The organism is Micromonospora violae (assembly GCF_004217135.1).
GTDB classification, from domain to species: Bacteria; Actinomycetota; Actinomycetes; order Mycobacteriales; family Micromonosporaceae; genus Micromonospora; species Micromonospora violae.
On the sequence record NZ_SHKK01000001.1, the window covers coordinates 3,702,543 to 3,722,741 of the forward strand.

Sequence of the window (20,199 nt, forward strand, 5' to 3'; positions counted from 1 at the left end):
CGTGGGTCTATTGAGTCTACGTTAGGGCCGGGGTCGCACGACCACCTGAGATTGATCACACCGTCCACTGGCTGGGACGTGTAGTCTCGCGCGGTGGATCCGCTACACAAGAACGTCTTCGACCGGTTGGAACGCTTCTACGACGCGGTGCCCCGTGACGTCGCCGCTGCTGAGGAGCATGGCAGCCTGGTGCTGTTCGTCCGCGAAGGTGCCGGCTGGCCGTTCTACGCCCGCCCCCGGATCGACGCCAGCGAGCCGCCGTCGCTGGCCGACGTGGCCTCGGTCCGCGAGCGCCAGCGGAAGCTGGGCCTGCCGGAAGCCTTCGAGTGGGTGCACGAGACGACCCCTGAACTGCTGGCGGTGGCCCGTTCGGCGGGGCTGCACGTGCTGGAGGCACCGCTGATGGTGCTCGACCCGAGCGCGCTGCCCGACCCGGCGACGCTGTCCGACGCGGCGGTACGGGTGCTGAGCGCGGACTCCCCCGACTTCGCCGCCGATGTCGCCGCCCGACGCGCGGTGGCAGCGGTGTCCTTCGCCGCCCCCGGCACCGCGCCCGGCGAGGCCGGTCCGGCCGAACGCGACGCCGCCGTCACCGAACTCGAACTGGCCGCGCTCGACGAGGAGCGCGCCCGCATCGCGGACGGTCGACGGATCTCCGCGCTGGTCGGCACACCGACCGAGGGCGCGCTGGCCAGCGGCATGGCGATGCGGGTGGATGACGTCGCGGAGATCGCCGGGGTGGCCACCCTGCCGTCCGCCCGACGACGCGGGCTGGGCGCCGCGCTCACCGCCACCCTGGCCCGGGAACTGCTGGCGGCCGGCACCGAGTTGGTTTTCCTCTCCGCGGGCAGCGACGAGATCGCGCGGGTCTACCTCCGGGTCGGATTCCGCCGCATCGGCACCGCCTGCATCGCCGAACCCGCCGCCCTCATCCCCTGACCTGCCCCGCGACCGAGGTCAGGTCGGCGGACGCCACTGGGCGGCGGAGGCCGCGGCGCTGGAGAGCAGCCGCGAGTTGATCGTGCCCAGCGCGGCGTCCCGGGCGCGCAGCGCCAACCGGCCCCGGGTCTGGAGCACCGCCGACATCCGCCGGGTCTGCCGGACCACGGTCGCGGCCCGGGGGCGGCGCACCCGGTCGTACGCCTGAACGGCGTCCGGCAACCGGGCCTCCCGCAGCAGCGACGCGAGCGTGGCGGCGTCCTCGAACGCGAGGCAGGCGCCCTGACCGAGGTGCGGCGGCATGGCGTGCGCCGCGTCGCCGAGCAGCACCACCCCGCCGGGCCCGACCGGAAAGCCGTACGCCCGGGGCAACGGGCGCAGCTCGCGAACCTCCTGTTGCACCAGGTCAGCCGGGTCGGTGGCGTCGAGCAGCGCGCCGACCGGGGCGGGCCAGCCCGCGTACCAGCGGCGCAGCAGGGCGAGCTGGGTCTCCGGTGGTTCCGGGCGTGGCGCGCCGGCGGCGGTGGCCACCCAGTAGATGCCACCCCGGGTGGACCCGCCCGAGGAGCCGCGCTCGCCCAGCGACGCGGCCACGAACCGGTAACCCGCGCCGAGGATCTCACCGGCCAGCGGCTGGTCGTCGGGGAGTCGAGGCGCCTGGTACCAGGGGATGACGGCCCGCCAGGCGGCGCACCCGGAGCTGACCACGCGCGACTCGGGCGCGAGCTGGCGGCGGATGCCGCTGTCCGTGCCGTCGGCGGCGACCACCAGATCGGCCTCGATGGTGTGCCGCCCGTCGCTGACTCCCGGTCGCTCACCCGGCTCGACACGGACGTGGCGCACGGTCACCCCGGTACGCAGTTCGACCCGGTCGCCCAGGCCGGCGATCAGCGCGTCGTGCAGATCCTCCCGGTGCACCACCACCGGCATCCGGTCGGCCGGGATGGGTCGGGGCTGCACGAGCCACTGCCCGTCCGGGCGGCGGACCCCGCCATCCGGCAACGGGGTGGCGATGGCGGCCAGGCCGGCACCGAGGCCGAGGGCCTGCAACGCCCGGACACCGTTGGGCCAGAGCACCACGGCGGTCGGCTCGGGGCGGACCCGTTCGGCGCGTTCCAGCAGGGTGACCTGCCAGCCGGAACGGGCCAGCGCGCCGGCCACCGCGAGGCCACCGACCCCTGCGCCGACCACCACCGCGCTTCGCATCGGTGTCGCCCCCGCTCAGCTGTCCCGGTCGGCGGGACGCGCGCCGGTGGCGTCGGCCCGGTCGGTGCGAGCGGTGGACGGGTCGTCCGCCGACTCGTCGTCGCTCGACGTGAGGTCCGCGGCGGCCGCGTCGCCGGACGGCTCGCCGTCATCCGGCCGGGAATCGTCGTCGGTGGCCGGCGGTACGACGCCGGTGTCCTGCCAGGCGGCGTACTGCTCCTCGCTCACCACCCGGTAGCCCTCCGGCGCGGCGGCCCGGGTGGGGGTCTCCCGCGCGGACAGGTCGACCTGGGACAGGTCGGACGTGGGGGGCGGGGTCGTCGCCGCCGGGCCGATCGGGATGAGGTAGTCCCGCGGGCCACGCACCCGGACGAAGTAGATCAGGGCGCCGAGGAAGACCAGGGCGGCGGTCCAGACGTTGAGCCGGACGCCGAGGATCTGGTTGGCCTCGTCGGTGCGCATCAGCTCGATCCAGAACCGGCCGGCGGTGTAACCCATCACGTAGAGCGCGAACGCCCGGCCCCGGCCCAGCTTGAGCCGGCGGTCGAGGAGGAGGACCAGCGCCACGACGCCGAGGTTCCACAGCAACTCGTAGAGGAAGGTCGGCTGGTAGAGACCTGGTTCGAGGATCGGCTGCCCGGCGTCGTCGCGGAGCGCGTGCCCGGGGTTGTCCGGGTCCATCCGATGGATCTCCAGGCCCCACGGCAGGGTGGTCCGGCCACCGAACAGCTCGTTGTTGAACCAGTTGCCGAGCCGGCCGACCGCCTGGGCCAACGGCAGCCCGGGGGCCAGCGCGTCGGCCACCACACTCAACGGGATGCCGAGCTGTCGGGCCGCGATCCACGCACCGACCGCGCCACCGGCGACCGCGCCCCAGATGCCGAGACCGCCCTCCCAGATGGCGAACGCCTTCATCGGGTCCCCGCCGGCGCCGAAGTATTTCTCCGGCGAGGTGACGACGTGGTAGATCCGGGCGCCGATGATGCCCGCGGGCACCGCCCAGACGGCGATGTCGAGCACCGCGCCGGGCGCGACGCCGCGCTGCCGCAGCCGGCGCTCCGTCACCCAACAGGCCAGCACGATGCCGGCGATGATGCAGAGCGCGTAGGCCCGGATCGGCACCGGCCCGAGCTGCCAGACCGCGGTGCTGGGACTGGGCAGGGCCGCCTGGGGGGGGAGCGAGGCGAGGGTCACGGGTGCACACGCTACCGCTGCACACCCCCGCAGCGGCACCCCGGGCCACGGGTGCGGGCATCCCGGTGACTTCTGGTTTGCACCGTCGTAGGCTCTTTGTCCATGAGCGCGCTCACCTGGGCGGTCGCCGCGGTCGTCACCGACGACACCGGTCGGGTGCTGCTCTGCCAGCAGGGCCGGGGGGCGCGCCGCTACGCGTTGCCCGGCGGGCGGCTGCGCCCGGCGGAGGGCCCGGTGCGGGCGGCCCTACGGGACATCCGCGCGGAGACCGGGTGGGACATCGAGCTGATCGACCTGGTCGGCGCCTACCACCTGGCCAACCCGCCGGGCGAGGCGGCGGCCGGGCGCGCCGGGCCGCCGCCGGACGTCCTCGTGCACGTGTTCCGGGCTCGCGCGGCCGGGGTCCGACCCGCCACCGACCCACCGCCGGGCTGCCGGCTGTCCTGGCACTTCCCCGACGCGCTGCCCGAGGTGGTCACCCCGCTCACCCGGGCCGCCGTCACCGACGCGGCCGCCGGTCGTTCCGGCGTGCTCCGTGACGTCCCCTGCGGGCCCGCCGCCGCGCCACCCGCAGCGACCCTCCCCGTTCAGGAGGGTCAACCGGCGGCTGGCCAGGGCGGCCGGCCGGGAGCGGGACAGCCACCGGAGCAACGCGGCGAGGCTGCGGGCAGTTCCATGCGGCCCTGACACTTTCGACAGCATCCCGGGCCGCGAGCATGCCCCCGGCGCGGCGGTCAGCGGGTGGGGTTACGGACGCCCTCGGCCAGTTCGGCGCTGAGCGTGCGCAGCGCCGCCAGCCCGTCGGCCTCGGTGGGCGCGTCGAGCAGGCACCGGATCAACGCGCTGCCCACGATCACCCCGTCGGCGTAACCGGCGACGGTGCCGGCCTGCGCGCCGGTGCCCACACCGAGACCGACGCCGACCGGCAGGTCGGTCACCGCGCGGGCCCGCGACACCAGCGTCGGGGCGGCGTCGGAGGTACGCGCCCGCGCACCGGTCACCCCCATCACGGCGGTCGCGTAGACGAAGCCCCGGCAGTGCCGCACCGTCATCGCCAGCCGGGCGTCAGTGGACGACGGCGAGATCAGGAACGTGCGGTCCAACCCGTGCGCGTCCGAGGCGGCCAGCCACTCGTCGGCCTCGTCGGGGATGAGGTCCGGGGTGATCAGGCCGGTGCCGCCGGCCGAGGCGAGGTCACGGGCGAAGACGTCCACACCGTACCGCTCGACCGGGTTCCAGTAGGTCATGGTGACCACCGGAGCGCCGGTGGCCGCCACCGCCTCGATGATGCGCATCGTGTCCGCGGTGCGGACGCCGCCGGCCAGGGCGATGTCGCTCGCCTTCTGGATCACCGGACCGTCCATCACCGGGTCGGAGTACGGGATCTCCACCTCGATGACGTCGACACCGGCTTCGACCATGGCGGTCATCGCCGCGATGCTGCCCTCGACGGTCGGGAACCCGGCCGGCATGCAGCCGACCAGCAGTGCCCGTCCGTCGGCGCGGGCCTTGTCGAAGGCCACCCCGATCCGGCTCATCTCACCGCTCCTTGTCGAGGATGCCGAAGTAGTCGCCGGCGGTGTGCACGTCCTTGTCGCCCCGCCCGGACAGGTTGACCACGATGGTGGGCTCCCGGCCCAGCTCGGCGGCGAGCTTCGGGGCCAGCGCGACGGTGCCGGCGAGCGCGTGGGCGCTCTCGATCGCCGGGATGATGCCCTCGGTACGGCAGAGCAGCTCGAACGCGGCCATCGCCTCGTCGTCGGTGACCGGCAGGTAGTTCGCCCGACCGGTGTCGTGCAGCCACGCGTGCTCCGGGCCGACACCCGGGTAGTCCAGACCGGCGGAGATCGAGTGTGACGCCAGGGTCTGCCCGTCGGCGTCCTGCAACACGAAGGTGCGGGTGCCGTGCAGCACCCCGGCGGACCCGCCGGTGATGCTCGCCGCGTGCCGGCCGGTGGCCACCCCGTCCCCACCTGCTTCGAAGCCGTACAACCGCACCGCCTCGTCGCCCACGAACGCGTGGAAGATGCCGAGCGCGTTGGAGCCGCCACCGACGCAGGCGGTGACGGCGTCCGGCAGCCCGCCGGTGAGGTCCAGGCACTGCTGGCGGGCCTCGTCACCGATGCCCCGGACGAAGTCGCGCACCATCGCCGGGAACGGGTGCGGGCCGGCGGCGGTGCCGATCAGGTAGTGCGTCTCGTCGACGTTGGCCACCCAGTCGCGCATCGCCTCGTTCATCGCGTCCTTGAGGGTGCGCGAACCGTTGGTGACCGGAACGACTGTCGCGCCGAGCATCCGCATCCGGGCCACGTTGAGCGCCTGCCGCTCGGTGTCGACCTCGCCCATGTAGACCACGCACTCCAGGTCGAACAGGGCGGCGGCGGTCGCGGTGGCGACACCGTGCTGGCCGGCACCGGTCTCCGCGATCACCCGGGTCTTGCCCATCCGCTTGGTGAGCAGCGCCTGGCCGAGCACGTTGCGCACCTTGTGCGCACCCGTGTGGTTGAGGTCCTCCCGCTTGAGCAGCACCCGGGCGCCGACCTTCGCGGAGAACCGCCGGGCCTCGTAGAGCAGCGACGGCGTGCCGGCGTAGTCGCGCAGCAGCGCGCCGAACTCGGCCCGGAAGGACTCGTCCGCCATGGCCGTACGCCACGCCCCGTCGAGCTCGTCCAGCGCGGCCACCAGGGCCTCGGGAACGAACCGACCGCCGAAGCGGCCGAAGTGGCCGGCGGAGTCGGGCTGCGGGCCGGCCACCGGGGCCAGCGCGTCGGCGCTCATCGGGAATCCTCTCGCTGGAACGTCAGACCGGCGCGGGGTCAGCGCACCGGCCGGGGTGTCGCCGGGTGGTTGCCGGCGTTGACCAACTCGGCGACCGCCTCGCGAGGGCTCTTCTGGGTGACCAGGCCCTCGCCCACGAGGACCGCGTCAGCGCCCGCGGAGGCGTACCGGATCAGGTCGTGCGGGCCGCGCACGCCGGATTCCGCGATCTTGACGACGCTGCTGGGCAGGCCGGGCGCGATCCGCTCGAACACCGACCGGTCAACCTCAAGGGTACGCAGGTCACGGGCGTTGACCCCGATCACCTGCGCGCCGGCCTCCAGGGCACGGTCGGCCTCTTCCTCGTCGTGCACCTCGACCAGAGCCGTCATGCCCAGCGACTCGATCCGCTCCAGCAGGCCCATCAGCACGTTCTGCTCAAGTGCGGCGACGATCAGCAGCACCAGGTCGGCGCCGTGCGCACGGGCCTCGTGGATCTGGTAGCTGGAGACCACGAAGTCCTTGCGCAGCACCGGCACGGTGACCGCGGCACGGACGGCTGCCAGGTCGTCCAGCGAACCGCCGAACCAGCGCCCCTCGGTCAGCACGCTGATCGCCCGCGCCCCGCCGGCCGCGTAGTCGACCGCGAGGTCGGCCGGATCGGCGATCTCGGCCAGCCGACCCTTGGACGGCGACGAGCGCTTCACCTCGGCGATCACGGCCACGCCGGGCTTACGCAGCGCCGCGTAGGCGTCCATCGGCGGCGGCGCCGCCGCTGCCAGTTCACGGATCCGCTCCAGCGGAACCTGCTCCTGACGTCGGGCGACGTCTTCACGTACGCCGGCCAGGATCTCGTCGAGCACGCTGACGGACGCTGCCTGGCCGGCCTCGTCCCCTTCCGCGTGCGCATGCTCAGCAGTCACGAACGGACTCCCCTCTCCGGGCGTCATGGGCCGATGCTAGGGGCAGCCGACCGATGACGAATGCCCGGGGGTATGGCGCTGCTCACGAAAAGGGCTGCGGCATAATGGCCGACTTGCCGTGAACGGTTTGTCACGCAGCGCCACCTCCGGTATCGACCACCGTCGCGGAACACGGAGCCTGGTGGCCGCGGTCCGACCCGGGCCGATCCATCGATCATGCCACCAGTCGCCGCTTGGCACCCGACGACAACGATGTCCGTCGATTCTGTGAGCAAGCTCAAGGCCGAACGGACGGTCCCTGGTCACGGCCGAGGCGGGACAGTTGACCGGGCGGTCACCGCGGCGAAACGTCGACGGGCGAGCATCGTCCTCGGGCAGACTCGATGGCGCGCCTGCCCCGGCCGCCACAACTCCTCGTGCGAGGTGACCATGAGCAACTCCGAGCCGCACCCGACCATCGGCCTGACCACGATCTCACGGACGGTGGCGTCGCTCGCCGTCGGAGTCGTGCACACCGTGGAACGGGCCGTGGTGGGCGAGGGACGGATGCGGACGGCACGGGGCAACGCCTGGGAGGCGGTCTGCGCCGACCGGGCCCGCGCCGATCAACGGGCCGAACTGAACCGCCTGGTCGCCGAGTTGACCGCCGCCCGCGCCGCCAGCAGCCGCGCCCAGTGGGAGCGCCAACCCGTCGGCTGAGCGCCGCCGGCCAGCACGTCAGTCGGCCGTCGGGTCCTCGCCGCGGTCCAGCGCGTCCCACGCCTCGGTGGTCCGCCGCCCCGCCAACGGCGTCGGCGGCCCCTCCGGGTCACGCCGCGCCGACTCCGCCTCCGGAGTGGTCCGCGCCGGACGTTCGTACCGGGCGCCCATCGCCGGCCAGTTCCCGCCCCGCACTGCCGTCCACCAGCCACCAGCGGCGGCCAGCAGGCCGCCGAGCAGACACAGCGCCGGCCACTGCCGGCTCACCGGGCCGCCCAGGTCGGCTACCAACCCGTACCCGCCGCCGGCCGCCACGGCCAGACCGAGCACGCCGAGCAGCACACCGAGCACCTGACGCAGGCGGCCCCGGGTGGCCAGCACCGCGCCGCCCCCGGCCAAGCTCACCAGGGCCAACGCCGGCAGCCACGGCAGCAGGCTCGCACCGCTGCGGGTGTCGCGCACCGGCGGCAGCGGCGCCGGACGCACCGTCAACTCGACCGACCAACTGCGCGTGGCCGCCCACAACGCCAGGCCCGCGCCGGCCAGGCAGAGCAGCACCGCGTACGTCAACGCACGCCGGCCCACCCCGGACCGCTCCCCGCCGCCCACGCTCATCGCGCTGGCCGGAGGGTTTCGGCGGCCGCGATCGCGGCCAGCACGGCCGCGGCCTTGTTCCGCGTCTCCTGGTCCTCAGCGGCCGGGTCCGAGTCGGCGACCACCCCCGCCCCGGCCTGGACGTACGCGCGACCGTCGCGCATGAGCGCGGTCCGGATGGCGATCGCCATGTCCAGGTCCCCGCCGAAGCCGAAGTAGCCGACGGTGCCGCCGTAGAGGCCACGACGGACGGGCTCCAACTCCTCGATGATCTCCATGGCGCGCACCTTGGGCGCCCCGGAGAGCGTGCCGGCCGGGAAGGTCGCGGCCAGCGCGTCGAAAGCGGTCTGGTCGTCGCGCAGCGTGCCGGTGACGGTGGAGACGATGTGCATGACGTGGCTGTACCGCTCGATGGTGGCGAACTCGGGCACCTCCACGCTGCCGGGCTGACAGACCCGACCCAGGTCGTTGCGGCCGAGGTCGACCAGCATCACGTGCTCGGCCCGTTCCTTCGGGTCGGCGAGCAGCTCGGCGGCGAGCGCGGCGTCGGCGGCGGGCGTGCCGCCGCGCGGCCGGGTGCCGGCGATCGGGTGCAGCAACGCCCGACGCCGCCCGTCCGCGCCCCCGGTGACCTTCAGGTGCGCCTCCGGGGACGAGCCGACGATGTCGAACCCGTCGAAGCGCAGCAGGTACATGTACGGGCTGGGGTTGCTGGTGCGCAGCACCCGGTAGACGTCCAGCGGGTCGGCGTGGGTCGTCCGCTCGAAGCGCTGGGAGAGCACGATCTGGAAGCACTCGCCGGCCCGGATCGCCTCCTTGGCCGCCTCCACCGCCTTCGGATAGCCGCCGTCGGGCGTACGGCAGAGCACGTCGCCGGCCGGCGGACGCTCGACGGTGGAGATCATCGGCGGGATGGGGCGGGACAGCGCCGTGGTCATCGCGTCCAACCGACCCACCGCGTGGTGGTAGGCGGCGGCGACCTGCGGGGCGCGGTCCGGGGCGTCCACCGGCGGCAGCACCGCGTTGGCGACCAGGATCGCCGAGCCGTCGTAGTGGTCGAGCACCACCAGGTCGGTGGCGAGCATCATGCCCAGCTCCGGGACGCCCAGGTCGTCCTCGGTCAGCTCCGGCAACCGCTCGAAGCGCCGGATCAGGTCGTAGCCGAGGTAGCCGACCATGCCCCCGGTCAACGGCGGCAGACCGTCGGACGGGTCCCCGACCGGGCCGGCCAGCGCCGCCACCGTCTCCCGCAGCATCCGCACCGGGTCACCCTCGGTCGTCAACCCGGCCGGCGGTTGACCGAGCCAGGTCCCCACACCGTCGCGTTCGATCAGGGTCGCGCTGCTGCGGACACCGATGAACGAGTACCGCGACCAGGCCATGCCGGCCGAGCCGACGCCCTGCTCAGCCGATTCCAACAGGAACGTGCCCGGTCCGCCGGCCAGCTTCCGGTAGACCCCGACCGGGGTCTCCGCGTCGGCCAGCAACCGTCGGGTGACCGGCACCACCCGCCAGCCGGCGGCCAACTCGGTGAAGGTGGCCAGGTCCGGGTTGAGGGCGCCGTCGGTCATGACCGGGCCTGCCTTTCGTTCGCGACTGCGGGGCTCCGCTGCGCTGCACTCCTCGCGCTCACCGGGCCTCCGGGGTGGTGACGGGCAGCTCGGTGAAGAAGCAGGTCCGGTGGCCGGTGTGGCAGGCCGCACCGACCTGGTCCACGGTCACCAGGAGCGCGTCCCCGTCGCAGTCCAGGGCGACCGACCGCACGTACTGGTGATGCCCGGAGGTGGCGCCCTTGACCCAGTATTCGCGTCGGCTGCGCGACCAGTAGGTGGCCCGGCCGGTGGTGAGGGTGCGGTGCAACGCCTCGTCGTCCATCCAGGCGACCATCAGCACCTCACCGGAGTCGTGCGCGCGCACCACGGCGGCGACCAAGCCGTCGGCGGTGCGGCGCAGCTGGGCCGCGATGGCCGGATCGAGCCGGGACGGTCGCGCGGGCGCGGGCTGCTCGTTCGGGTCGCTGGGGACGCCGGTCACCGGCGGGTCAGGTACGGGCACAGTCAGCAATTCTCCCGCACGCGGCGCGGGCACCGCCGACCGCTCCCGCCCGGGTGGTGGCGCCGAGGGCCGGGGCGCGGGCCCGGCCGGTCGGGCCAGCTGGGCGACGTAGCGATCCAGCCGGCCGTCGACCAGGGCGGCGGCCAGGTCCGCTCCGGCCGCCTCCGCGATCTCCTCGGCGTACGGGCGGATCAACGGCAGTGTGCCGGCGACCAGCCGCACGGCGGCGGCCCAGAGCTGCCCGGTGGCGCCCGGACGCAGCCCGAGGCAGAGCAGCATGTCCGCCCGGTAGCCGGGTGGGGCCACCGGCAGCTCCAGGGCCGCCGCGAAGGCCTCCCGGCGGGAGTGCACCCGCACGGACGGGTTGGCCGGGCGCAGCACTGAGGGGCAGAGCCGCGCCAGGTCGGCGACAGCGAGCCGGACGCCGAGGCGGTCATTGGCCGCGCGGGCGGCGGCGGCCTTACCCAGCGTGGCGATCATCTCTTCGAGTCGGGGTGGCTCGGCGGGCTGGCAGAGCACCGGCAGGTCGATCCGGGGCCGCCACTGCGGGTCGGCCCAGAGCAGCCGCGCCGGCGCGGTGACCGGCAGCCCGAACGCCCAGTCGGCCGGTTCGCCGAGCCGGTGCACCCAGGACCGGACGTCGCGGGCGGCCACCGAGACGTGGGTGACCTGGCCTGCGGACTCGGCCAGGTAGGCCCGCCGGGCGGCGTACGGGGCGCCGCCAACCAGCACGTCGAGGTCGACGTCGCTGTGCGCGGTGGCGGCACGGCGGGCGTGGCTGCCGCGCAACAGGATGCCGACCACCGGCCGCTCGGCGGCCTGCCGCAACCGCGCGGCCCAATCCTCGAAGAAACCGCTATCCGGTAACGGAGCGTGACCCACCGCGTCATCGTGCCGTACGTCCGATCGGTACGCAATGCCCGTTGGCGGACTTCGTGTCCGGTCCGGAGCCTACTGCCCGTTCTCGCGCTCCGTGCGACGGAGGCCGGTTTGGCGCGTTGCGCTGGACGCAGCATTTCACCTAGCGTTGAGTTCAACAGGTGATGAGTTTTTGTGGAGGTGTGCGATGGACGATGCGATAGCCGTGCGGGACCTGGTCGTCGACCGAGGTGGGCGACCGGTGCTGGACGGCATCAGCTGCCGCGTTCCGCGCGGCGCGGTCACCGGGCTGCTCGGCCCCAGCGGCAGCGGCAAGACCACGTTCATGCGCGCGGTGGTCGGGGTGCAGGTGGTCAAAGGCGGCACGGTCACCGTGCTCGGCCAACCGGCCGGCACCCCCGCGCTGCGGCACCGGGTGGGCTACCTGACCCAGGCGCCGAGCGTCTACGCCGACCTGACCGTCCGGGAGAACGCCCGCTACTTCGCCGCCCTGCACGGGCGTGGGCGCACCGAGGCCGACCGGGCGATCAGCGATGTCGGGCTGGCCGAGGCGGCCGGTCAACTGGTCGGCACCCTGTCCGGCGGTCAACGCAGCCGAGCCTCCCTGGCGTGCGCCCTGGTCGGGGAGCCGGAGCTGGTCATCCTCGACGAGCCGACCGTCGGTCAGGACCCCGTGCTGCGGGCCGACCTGTGGGCTCGGTTCCACGCGATGGCCGCCGCCGGCACCACCCTGCTGGTGTCCAGCCACGTGATGGACGAGGCGGCGCGCTGCGACCGCCTGCTGCTGATCCGCCAGGGGCGGTTGATCGCCGACGACAGCCCGGCCGCGATCCGTGCCGCCGCCGGTGTGGACGACCTCGACGAGGCGTTCCTGCGGCTCATCCGGGCCGGCGAGGCCACCTCCGGCAGCACCGACGCGACCGCCGAACGGGAGACCGCATGAACCCGCGCATCCTCGCCGCCACCACCGGCCGCATCCTGCGGCAGCTCCGGCACGACCGGCGGACCATCGCGCTGCTCGTGGTGGTGCCGGCCGTCCTGCTCACCCTGGTCTACTTCATGTACGCCGACCAGCCCACCCCGCCCGGTCAGCCGACGACCTTCGACCGGGTCGCGCTGGTGATGCTCGGCATCTTCCCCTTCGTGATCATGTTCTTGGTGACCAGCATCGCCATGCTGCGGGAACGCACCTCGGGGACGCTGGAGCGGCTGCTCACCACACCGCTGGGCAAGCTCGATCTGCTCTTCGCGTACGGCATCGCGTTCGGGCTGGCAGCCGCCGTGCAGGCCGCCGTCGCCGCCGCCGTGGCGTACTGGGTCTTCGACCTGGACACCGCCGGCAGCATCGGGCTGGTGCTCGGGATCGCCGTGCTCGACGCCGTGCTCGGCGTCGCCCTCGGGCTGCTGTGCAGTGCCTTCGCGCGCACCGAGTTCCAGGCAGTACAGTTCCTGCCAGTCGTGGTGATCCCCCAACTGCTGCTCTGCGGGCTGTTCGTGGCCCGCGACCAGATGGCCGGCTGGCTCCAGGCGCTCAGTGACGCCTTCCCCCTGTCGTACGCCATCGAGGCGTTGCAGGAGGTCGGCGCCCACGCCGAGCCGACCGGCCGGATGTGGCGGGACGTGGCGGTGGTGTTCGGCGCGGTGGTGCTGGCGCTGGTGCTCGCGGCGGCCACCCTGCGCCGACGCAGCGGTTGACCGCCAGGAGCGGTGACCAGCGCGGCAACTGATCCCGTCGTGGGCCGAGCCGGCTCACGACGGGTCCAGGCGGACGAACGAAGGGCGGCGATGACGCGGCGAACCGGCCGGCGACCCGGCAGACCGGGCACCCGGGAGGCGATTCTCGACGCGGCGCGGACGGCGTTCGCCGAACGTGGCTTCGACGCCGCCTCGATCCGGTCCATCGCCGGCGCGGCGGAGGTCGACCCGGCGCTGGTGCACCACTACTTCGGCAGCAAGGACCAGCTCTTCCTGGCCGCGATGAACTTCCCGATCGACCCTGGTCAGGTCGTGCCGAAGGCGCTCGCCGGTGACCGGGACGCCGTCGGTGAGCGGTTGGTGCGCACCTTCCTCGGCGTCTGGGACTCCCCCGCCGGCAGCGCCGGGGTGGCGCTGATGCGCTCGGCGGTCAGCAACGAGTGGACCGCGCGGTTGCTGCGTGAGTTCGTCACCACCCAGGTGCTGCGCCGGGTGCTCGAAAACCTCGACGTCGATCCGGCCGAGCTGCCGTTGCGGGGCTCCCTGGTGGCCACCCAGATGATCGGGCTGGCCATGATGCGGCACGTGGTACGCCTGGAGCCGGTCGCGTCGGCGGACCTGGAGACCCTGGTGGCCGCGATCGGTCCCACGATCCAGCGCTACCTCACCGGCCCGCTGCCGAGCTGACCCGACGCCGGCGGCCGGCAGCGCGGCCTGCTCAGCGCGGCGGACCGGCGTCGGCGGTGCGGCGCAGCGGTGGCAGCAGCCGCGGCAACTCGGCCGGGTCGGCCACCGGGCCCGGGAAGGCCAGCCGGACCCGACGCCGGGCACCGGGGCGGCCGAGGGCGACCACCAGCCCGTAGCGGTCGATGCGCACCACCCGCGGCGGTCCGTCCGGGGCCTGCTCGGTCAACCCGAGCTGCCGGCGCAGGTACTCCGTGACCTGAGCGCCGTGGCACTCGGCGAGGTCGGCGAGCAGGCGAGCCTCGACCGGGTGCAGCGGGTCCGGCTCGGCCTCGGCGTACTCCACCGGGTCGACCCGGCGCACGACGCCGGCCCGCTCCCAGCGGACCTCGACCACCTCGAAGCGGAACAGCCGGAACCGGGTGCCCACATCGAGCAGGTCGCCGGTCGGCTCCACCGTGGCGAAGTCGACCGCCGCGTGGCGGGCCTCGTCGCCGCGCAGCTCGCCCGCCCAGCCGGACACCCAGGCCCGCCCCAGGCCGGGCGAGCCGGCGGCGGGCGGCAGGTCGAGCACGTCGAGCACCACCGCGACGTCGCTGCCCCCGGCCGCCGGTTGCAGGGCGGCGGCCAGGTGGCTGGCCACCGGCACCAGCAGCAGCACCCGCCCGTCCGAGTCGGTGACGTGCCGGGCGTGGTGCGGGCCTGGCCGGTGGGCCAGATGCACCAGACCGGGCAGGCGGCCGGCGACGAGGGTACGGACGATCTCGGCGGGGTTGGGCCGCATGGGGCGCGACCTCCTTCAGAGGTTAGGCTTACCTAACCCGGAGCCTAGAGCACCCACCCGTCGACGTCCACCACACCACCACACCTCACCGGGTCTGCTCCAGCCACGAGGCGTAGAGCAGGCCGTAGACCGAGTCGGCGTCGCCCACCAGCTCGTCGTGCGGGCCACGCTGGACCACCCGACCCCGGTCCACCACGATCACCTCGTCGGCGGCCTGCGCCGTGGAGAGCCGGTGCGCGATCGCCAGGGTGGTCCGACCACGGGTGACCGCGTCCAGCGTGCGTTGCAACCGCACCTCCGTCGCCGGGTCCACCGCGCTGGTCGCCTCGTCGAGCACCAGCAGATCCGGGTCGGCCACGTACGCGCGGGCCAACGCGACAAGCTGGCGCTCACCGACGCTGAGCGCCTCGCCGCGCTCCCCGACCGGGGTGTCCAGGCCCGCCGGCAGACCCTCCAACCAGTCCGACAGGCCCAGCTCGGTGAACGCGGTGCTCAGCTGCTCGTCGGTCAGCTCCGGGCGGGCGAACCGCACGTTGTCCCCCACCGTCGCATCGAAAAGGAACCCGTCCTGCGGCACCATCACCACCCGGGAACGCAACGAATCGAACCGGACGTCCGTCAACGGCACCCCGGACAGCAGCACCGCCCCGGCCGACGGGTCCATCAGACGCGTCAGCAACTTGGCGAACGTGGTCTTGCCGCTGCCGGTCTCACCGACCACCGCCACCCGGCTCTTCGCCGGAATCTCCAGGTCGATGTCGTGCAGCACCGGCGGACCACCCGGATAGGCGAACCGCACACCGGCGAACCGGATGTCCAACGGCCCGCCCGGCAACTCCCGCCCCTGCTCACCCGGGTCGGCCACATCCGGGGCGACGTCCAGCACGTCCAACACCCGACGCCAGCCGGCGATCGCGTTCTGCGCCTCGTTGAGCACCTCCGTGGCGATCTGCACCGGCTGGATGAAGAGCGTCACCAGGAACAGGAACGCGGTCAGCTGGCCGATCGACAGCGTGCCGTCCACCCCCAACACCACGCCGAGCACCACCACACCGGCCAACGCCAGCCCCGCCGCCAACTCCCCGACCGAACTGCCCACGATGCTGATCCGAATCGCCCGCTGCTGCGCCAGACGCTGCCGGTCGATCGCCTCGTCCAGCCGCCGCTCGGTGCGCCCGGCGATCCCGTACGCCCGGATCACCGGCGCGCCCACCACGCTCTCGCCGATCGCGCCGAGCAGCGTCCCGGTGCGTTGGCGCACCACCGCGTACGCCGTGCCGAGGCGGCGTTGCAACTGCCGGATGACGAACACCGCCGGCAGGAACGCGGCCAGCACCACCAGCGTCAACTGCCAGGAGTACGCCAGCATGACGGCCGTGGTGACCACCAGCTGACCGAGGTTGACCAGCAGGATCACCCCGCCCCACTGGAGGAACTGGGTGATCTGGTCGACGTCGCTGGTCACCCGCGAGACCAGCGACCCCCGCCGCTCCGACTGCTGGTGCAACATCGACAGGTCGTGCACGTGCCGGAACGCCCGCGTCCGGACGTTCGCCAGCGCCGTCTCGCTGACCGTGAACAGCCGGCGCATCATGAGGTAGCCGCAGAGCGTGGTGATCGTCAGGATCGCCGCGGTGATCGCCACCACCGTCCAGATCACGTTCAGATCCAGACCACCGACCAGACCCCGGTCGATGCCCTGCTGCACGGCGACCGGCACGGCGACCCGACCGACCATGTAGACCAACGCCAGCGCCAACGTGCCGGCCAGACCGATCCGCAGCTCCGGCGAGAGCGCCAGCCCCCGCCGCAGGGTCTGCCAGGTCGTCTCGTCCCGCTCAACCCGCTCTTCGGTCTGAACACTCACCGTGCCGGCCTTTCGTTCGCGACTGCGGGGCTCCGCTGCGCTGCACTCCTCGCGCTCACCGGTCCACCTCGATTTCCAGGCCCGACGGCAACGGCGCCACGTCGTCGCTGTAGGTGCTCTCCTGCGCGCGGTCGACCTCGGCCTGCTCGTAGGCGGTGACCAGATCGACGTACCCGGGCACGGTCGCCAACAACTCGCTGTGGGTGCCCCGGGCGACCACCCGTCCCTGCTCCACGTAGATGACCTCGTCGGCGAGCGCGATGGTGGCCCGGCGGTACGCCACCACCAGGATCGACGCGGCCGGTACCCCCGCCTGCGCGGTCGACGACCGCAGCCCTGCCAGGATGGCCGCCTCCACTCGAGGATCGACCGCGCTGGTCGCGTCGTCGAGCACCAGCAGGCGCGGCCGACCGGCCAGCGCGCGGGCCAGGGTGAGCCGCTGCCGCTGACCGCCGGAGAGCGAGGTGCCCCGCTCACCGACCATGGTGTCCAACCCGTCGGGCAGCGCGGCGACGAAGCCGTCCGCCTCGGCCAGCCGCAGCGCCGCCCAGACCACCTCGTCGTCGACACCGGGCCGGTCGAGGGCGATGTTGGCGCGGACCGTGTCGTCGAAGATGAAGGGCACCTGGGCGACCAGCGCCACCGTGCCGGCCAGCGACGCGGAGGTCAGCTCGCGCAGGTCCACCCCGTCCAGGGTGACCGTGCCGGAGTCCGGGTCGACGAGGCGCACCGCCAGCGAGGCGATGGTGGACTTGCCGGCGCCGGTCGGCCCCACCAACGCCACCGTCCGACCGGACGGCACCGTGAAGCCGACCTCGCCGAGGACCTGCGCGCCGGGCGGGTGCGCCTCGGCCGGCGGGTAGGAGTAGTGCACGTCGTGGAAGGCGAGGGTGGCCGGACCGGCGTCGGCCGGGTCGAGCACCCGCTGCCCGTACGGCATCTCGCCGGTGGCGTCGAGCACCCGGCGGACCCGGTCCCAGCCGGCGACGCTGCGCGGCAGCTCGGCCAGCACCCAACCGATGGCCCGCACCGGAAAGGCCAGCACGGTGAAGAGGAAGGCCACGCTGACCAGCTCGGTCACGCTGATCGCGCCCTGGCGCAGCCGGAACGCCCCGACCACCAGGACGGCGAGGGTGCCGAGGCTGGGCAGCGTCTCCAGCAGCGGGTCGAAGATGCCGCGCAGCCGGCCGACCGCGATCAGTGAGTCACGCAGCTCCCCGGCGCGACCCGCGAACCGGGCGGTCTCCTGGGCCTCACGGCCCATCGTCTTGACCACCAGGGCGCCGTCGAAGCTCTCGTGGGCGATCCCGCTGACCTCGGCGCGCAGACGCTGCGCGCGGGCCTGTCGGGGGGCCATCCGGCGGGAGTAGACGACGTTGAGCGCGAACAGCGCGGGGAAGACCGCGAGGCCGACCAGGGCGAGCGCCCAGTCGGTGGCGAAGAGCGACACGATCGCGCCGACCAGCATCACCAACGTGCCGACCGCGAACGGCAGCGGCGCGATGGGGTACCAGGCCGCCTCCACGTCCGAGTTGGCATTGGACAGCAGGGTGCCGGTGGAGTTGCGGTGGTGCCAGGACAGCGGCAGCTCCAGGTACCGCCGGGTGACCCGGCGGCGGTAGGCGGCCTGGAGGCGGTACTGCATGTAGCCGGCGCCGAGCCGGCGTCCGAAGATGCCCGCCACCCGCAGCACGCTGATCCCGAACAACGCTGCCGCGGCCAGCGCCAGGGTGCCGGCGCCCACCTCGCCGCGTTCGATGGCCGGAAGCGCCACCTCACCGATGACCGCCCCGACGACCCGGGCGCTGACGATGATCATCCCGCCGAAGAGCACGCTGCCGACGACCGCGACCGTGAAGATTTTCGGCTGCTCACGGATCGCCTGCCGCAGGACCCCCAGCCCTCGACTGAGAACGTCCCGACTTGTCTTGCTCGCCACGCTCTCCCCCGCCGTAAGCCGCAATTATCTCCCTCATCCTTACCGGTCGGGGCCAGCGCCGCCGACCCGGACGGGATATGTCGACCGTCACGTACCGGACGGCGGCCGGTCGCCGACGCCGGCTGGCGGCCGCTACCGCGCGCCGCCGGGTCACCGGGCCTACGATCGGGCCATGCCGCGGTACGCCCGAGCCGAGCGCGAGGCGCTGGCCGATCTCCTGCTGGCCCTCGGGCCGAGCGCCCCGACGATCAACGAGGGTTGGGCGACCCGTGACCTCGCCGCGCATCTGGTGCTGCGGGAGCGCCGTCCGGACGCGGCGGGTGGGATCGTGCTGCCGCCGCTGCGCGGCTACGCCGAGCGGATCCGTCGGCGACTCGCCGCACGGCCCTACCCCGAGCTGGTGGCGCAGGTACGGCGGCCGCCGCTGTGGAGCCCCGTCAGCAACCCGTTGACCGACGAGGCGGCCAACACGATGGAGTTCTTCATCCATCACGAGGACGTCCGCCGGGCCGCCTCCGGGTGGCAGCCGCGCGAGCTGTCCGTCGGTCTACAGGGCGCGCTCTGGAAACGCGCGACCCCGATGGCCCGGCTGGCGCTGCGCCGCTTTCCGGCGGACCTCTACGTGCAGGCGCCCGGCCATGGTGAGGTCTCCGTCGGTCGCGGCGGTGAACGGCTGCGCCTGGTCGGTGCCCCGGCCGAGCTGGTGCTGTTCTTCTCCGGCCGGCAACGGGTGGCCCGGGTCCAGCTGGACGGCTCGGCGGAGGCGGCTCAGCGGCTGCGAGCCGCCAAGCTGGGAATGTGACTGCGTGTACGTAATCGGTCACCGAACAGCTGTGTGATTCGCCACACCCAGCGAAACACGCAGATGCCTCCTCCCGTACGCTTCACCGCGCCGCTCCGCGCCGGGCGGCACGAAGTGGGGGCGCATTGTGCGAAGTTTCGCGATCTCGGCGCTGCGGGAGCCCCCGTTTCCCACGGGGCGCCACGGCGCCACGGAGCAGGTGGCGGGCGAAAGCGTCGAGTGGGCACGCACGTTCGGGCTGGTCGATTCCAGCCAACGCGTGCACCGGCTGGAACGGGCCGACGCCGCCGGGCTGGCCGGCCGTGCCTGCCCGGACGGCTCGGTGGAGGGGTTGCGGCTGCTCACCGACCTGATCAGCTGGTTGTTCGTGATGGACGACGCCTGCGACGAGGACGGCCTCGGCGCCGACCCGAGCCGACTCGGCCCGGCGATCAGCACCCTGCTCGACGTCCTCGACCGGTGCGGGGACCCGGACATCGCACCGCCCGCCGTCGGGCCGCTGGGTGACGCGCTGCACGACCTCTGCCGCCGGACCCGCCTGCACGACCACGCGGCACTGCTGCTGCGGTTCGTCAGCCAGATGCGGGAGTACCTGCTGGCGCTGCTGTGGGAGGCCGGCAACCGGCAACGTCGGCGGGTACCCGAGGTCGCGGAGTACGTCCAACTGCGCCGGCACATCGGCGGCGTGCACCCCTGCCTCACCCTGACCGACCTGGCGTCGACGCGACCCTCGAAGCCAGCCCAGCGCGCCGACCCGGGGCTGGTCGCCCTGGACCTGCTGACGGTGGACCTGGTCTGCTGGTGCAACGACCTCTTCTCCTACGGCAAGGAGAGTCGGGCCGACCCGGACGCGCACAACCTGGTGACGGTGATCGCCCAGGGCAGCGACGCGGACGAGGTGACCGCGCTGCGCAGCGCGGCGCACCAGTTCAACCAGGGGTTGGCGACGTACCTGGAGGCGGAGGAGGCGCTGCTGGCCGCCGGCGACGACGGCATCCGCGACGCGCTGGCCGCTCGGCGCAACTGGGTCCGGGCCACCTACGACTGGTCAGTGGTGGCTGCCCGGTACGCCTGATCGACCGTACCGGTCGGTGGGATGGGACGGCCGGACGATCACCAGGGCTAGCCGATGCACGGCCGCAGGCAATACTCTTCGGTAACCATCATGACGTGACGACCGTC

At 73.4% G+C, this 20,199-nt stretch carries 19 protein-coding genes and 1 pseudogene; 8 read left to right on the plus strand and 12 right to left on the minus strand.

Going from position 1 to position 20,199, the window contains the following annotated elements; all coding sequences use genetic code 11:
- The first annotated feature begins 93 nt into the window (after positions 1-93).
- Positions 94-939 carry a GNAT family N-acetyltransferase gene (locus EV382_RS16235; protein WP_130402869.1) on the plus strand — a complete coding sequence of 282 codons (846 nt, stop codon included), beginning with the start codon at positions 94-96 and terminating at the stop codon, positions 937-939.
- A gap of 18 nt (positions 940-957) precedes the next feature.
- On the opposite strand, the gene EV382_RS16240 is transcribed toward EV382_RS16235, so the two are convergent.
- Both EV382_RS16240 and lgt read right to left on the minus strand, forming a co-directional pair.
- Positions 958-2,145 carry an FAD-dependent oxidoreductase gene (locus EV382_RS16240; protein WP_130402871.1) on the minus strand — a complete coding sequence of 396 codons (1,188 nt, stop codon included), beginning with the start codon at positions 2,143-2,145 and terminating at the stop codon, positions 958-960.
- Between the two features lie 15 nt (positions 2,146-2,160).
- Positions 2,161-3,339, minus strand: a complete 1,179-nt coding sequence (gene lgt / locus EV382_RS16245; RefSeq protein WP_130402873.1) for a prolipoprotein diacylglyceryl transferase — start codon at positions 3,337-3,339, stop codon at positions 2,161-2,163.
- A gap of 102 nt (positions 3,340-3,441) precedes the next feature.
- Between lgt and EV382_RS16250 the strand changes: the two genes are divergently transcribed.
- Positions 3,442-4,026 (plus strand): NUDIX hydrolase, encoded by a 585-nt coding sequence (locus EV382_RS16250; protein WP_130402875.1) that lies wholly within the window; start codon positions 3,442-3,444, stop codon positions 4,024-4,026.
- A gap of 47 nt (positions 4,027-4,073) precedes the next feature.
- Here the strand turns inward: EV382_RS16250 and trpA are convergent, their stop codons facing one another.
- From trpA to trpC, 3 genes are read right to left on the minus strand one after another with little or no spacing between them, the layout of a single operon-like run.
- Positions 4,074-4,877 (minus strand): tryptophan synthase subunit alpha, encoded by an 804-nt coding sequence (gene trpA, locus EV382_RS16255; protein WP_130402877.1) that lies wholly within the window; start codon positions 4,875-4,877, stop codon positions 4,074-4,076.
- 1 nt (position 4,878) lies between these two features.
- On the minus strand, positions 4,879-6,117 hold the full coding sequence (trpB, locus tag EV382_RS16260; RefSeq protein ID WP_130402879.1) for a tryptophan synthase subunit beta: 1,239 nt from the start codon (positions 6,115-6,117) through the stop codon (positions 4,879-4,881).
- Between the two features lie 38 nt (positions 6,118-6,155).
- Positions 6,156-6,959, minus strand: coding sequence for an indole-3-glycerol phosphate synthase TrpC (gene trpC / locus EV382_RS16265; protein ID WP_030334428.1), 804 nt, complete (start codon positions 6,957-6,959; stop codon positions 6,156-6,158).
- A 489-nt stretch (positions 6,960-7,448) separates the two neighbouring features.
- Between trpC and EV382_RS16270 the strand changes: the two genes are divergently transcribed.
- Positions 7,449-7,718, plus strand: coding sequence for a hypothetical protein (locus EV382_RS16270; RefSeq protein WP_130402881.1), 270 nt, complete (start codon positions 7,449-7,451; stop codon positions 7,716-7,718).
- 18 nt (positions 7,719-7,736) lie between these two features.
- Here EV382_RS16270 and EV382_RS16275 read toward each other — a convergent pair whose 3' ends face one another.
- The 4 genes and pseudogenes from EV382_RS16275 to EV382_RS33515 all read right to left on the minus strand — a co-directional run.
- Positions 7,737-8,333: a Trp biosynthesis-associated membrane protein gene (locus EV382_RS16275; protein WP_130402883.1), complete on the minus strand. Its 597-nt coding sequence runs from the start codon at positions 8,331-8,333 to the stop codon at positions 7,737-7,739.
- Positions 8,330-9,883 (minus strand): anthranilate synthase component I, encoded by a 1,554-nt coding sequence (locus EV382_RS16280; protein WP_130402885.1) that lies wholly within the window; start codon positions 9,881-9,883, stop codon positions 8,330-8,332. The genes EV382_RS16275 and EV382_RS16280 overlap by 4 nt, the downstream gene beginning before the upstream one ends.
- A gap of 58 nt (positions 9,884-9,941) precedes the next feature.
- The gene (gene hisI / locus EV382_RS33510; protein WP_130408877.1) at positions 9,942-10,367 is read right to left on the minus strand and encodes a phosphoribosyl-AMP cyclohydrolase; all 426 of its coding nucleotides are present in this window, start codon (positions 10,365-10,367) and stop codon (positions 9,942-9,944) included.
- A 201-nt stretch (positions 10,368-10,568) separates the two neighbouring features.
- Positions 10,569-10,847: pseudogene (locus tag EV382_RS33515) on the minus strand (phosphoribosyl-AMP cyclohydrolase); the annotation flags it as partial.
- Positions 10,848-11,433: 586 nt separating this feature from the next.
- On the opposite strand from EV382_RS33515, the gene EV382_RS16290 reads away from it, so the two are divergent.
- From EV382_RS16290 to EV382_RS16300, 3 genes are all read left to right on the plus strand, one after another.
- Positions 11,434-12,189, plus strand: coding sequence for an ABC transporter ATP-binding protein (locus tag EV382_RS16290; RefSeq protein WP_130402887.1), 756 nt, complete (start codon positions 11,434-11,436; stop codon positions 12,187-12,189).
- On the plus strand, positions 12,186-12,941 hold the full coding sequence (locus EV382_RS16295; protein WP_130402889.1) for an ABC transporter permease: 756 nt from the start codon (positions 12,186-12,188) through the stop codon (positions 12,939-12,941). Before EV382_RS16290 ends, EV382_RS16295 begins: the two co-directional genes overlap by 4 nt.
- 90 nt (positions 12,942-13,031) lie before the next feature.
- The gene (locus EV382_RS16300; RefSeq protein WP_130402891.1) at positions 13,032-13,628 is read left to right on the plus strand and encodes a TetR/AcrR family transcriptional regulator; all 597 of its coding nucleotides are present in this window, start codon (positions 13,032-13,034) and stop codon (positions 13,626-13,628) included.
- Positions 13,629-13,659: 31 nt separating this feature from the next.
- On the opposite strand, the gene EV382_RS16305 is transcribed toward EV382_RS16300, so the two are convergent.
- From EV382_RS16305 to EV382_RS16315, 3 genes are all read right to left on the minus strand, one after another.
- Entirely contained in the window at positions 13,660-14,409 is a 750-nt protein-coding gene (locus tag EV382_RS16305) for a DUF2470 domain-containing protein (RefSeq protein WP_130402893.1), read from the minus strand.
- A gap of 85 nt (positions 14,410-14,494) precedes the next feature.
- Positions 14,495-16,276 (minus strand): ABC transporter ATP-binding protein, encoded by a 1,782-nt coding sequence (locus EV382_RS16310; RefSeq protein ID WP_130402895.1) that lies wholly within the window; start codon positions 16,274-16,276, stop codon positions 14,495-14,497.
- 55 nt (positions 16,277-16,331) lie between these two features.
- Positions 16,332-18,215, minus strand: a complete 1,884-nt coding sequence (locus EV382_RS16315; protein ID WP_130402897.1) for an ABC transporter ATP-binding protein — start codon at positions 18,213-18,215, stop codon at positions 16,332-16,334.
- 172 nt (positions 18,216-18,387) lie between these two features.
- On the opposite strand from EV382_RS16315, the gene EV382_RS16320 reads away from it, so the two are divergent.
- Positions 18,388-19,017 carry a TIGR03085 family metal-binding protein gene (locus EV382_RS16320; RefSeq protein ID WP_130402899.1) on the plus strand — a complete coding sequence of 210 codons (630 nt, stop codon included), beginning with the start codon at positions 18,388-18,390 and terminating at the stop codon, positions 19,015-19,017.
- Between the two features lie 199 nt (positions 19,018-19,216).
- A complete protein-coding gene (locus EV382_RS16325; RefSeq protein ID WP_244236724.1) occupies positions 19,217-20,092 on the plus strand; it encodes a terpene synthase family protein in 876 nt (291 codons plus the stop codon).
- Positions 20,093-20,199 lie beyond the last annotated feature (107 nt).

Coding starts and splice junctions, on each gene's coding strand:
- EV382_RS16240 (WP_130402871.1), bottom strand. CDS start 2,145: ATGCGAAGCGCGGTGGTGGTCGGCGCAGGGGTCGGTGGCCTCGCGGTG.
- EV382_RS16250 (WP_130402875.1), top strand. CDS start 3,442: ATGAGCGCGCTCACCTGGGCGGTCGCCGCGGTCGTCACCGACGACACC.
- trpA (WP_130402877.1), bottom strand. CDS start 4,877: ATGAGCCGGATCGGGGTGGCCTTCGACAAGGCCCGCGCCGACGGACGG.
- trpB (WP_130402879.1), bottom strand. CDS start 6,117: ATGAGCGCCGACGCGCTGGCCCCGGTGGCCGGCCCGCAGCCCGACTCC.
- EV382_RS16270 (WP_130402881.1), top strand. CDS start 7,449: ATGAGCAACTCCGAGCCGCACCCGACCATCGGCCTGACCACGATCTCA.
- EV382_RS16275 (WP_130402883.1), bottom strand. CDS start 8,333: ATGAGCGTGGGCGGCGGGGAGCGGTCCGGGGTGGGCCGGCGTGCGTTG.
- EV382_RS16280 (WP_130402885.1), bottom strand. CDS start 9,883: ATGACCGACGGCGCCCTCAACCCGGACCTGGCCACCTTCACCGAGTTG.
- EV382_RS16290 (WP_130402887.1), top strand. CDS start 11,434: ATGGACGATGCGATAGCCGTGCGGGACCTGGTCGTCGACCGAGGTGGG.
- EV382_RS16295 (WP_130402889.1), top strand. CDS start 12,186: ATGAACCCGCGCATCCTCGCCGCCACCACCGGCCGCATCCTGCGGCAG.
- EV382_RS16300 (WP_130402891.1), top strand. CDS start 13,032: ATGACGCGGCGAACCGGCCGGCGACCCGGCAGACCGGGCACCCGGGAG.
- EV382_RS16305 (WP_130402893.1), bottom strand. CDS start 14,409: ATGCGGCCCAACCCCGCCGAGATCGTCCGTACCCTCGTCGCCGGCCGC.
- EV382_RS16320 (WP_130402899.1), top strand. CDS start 18,388: ATGCCGCGGTACGCCCGAGCCGAGCGCGAGGCGCTGGCCGATCTCCTG.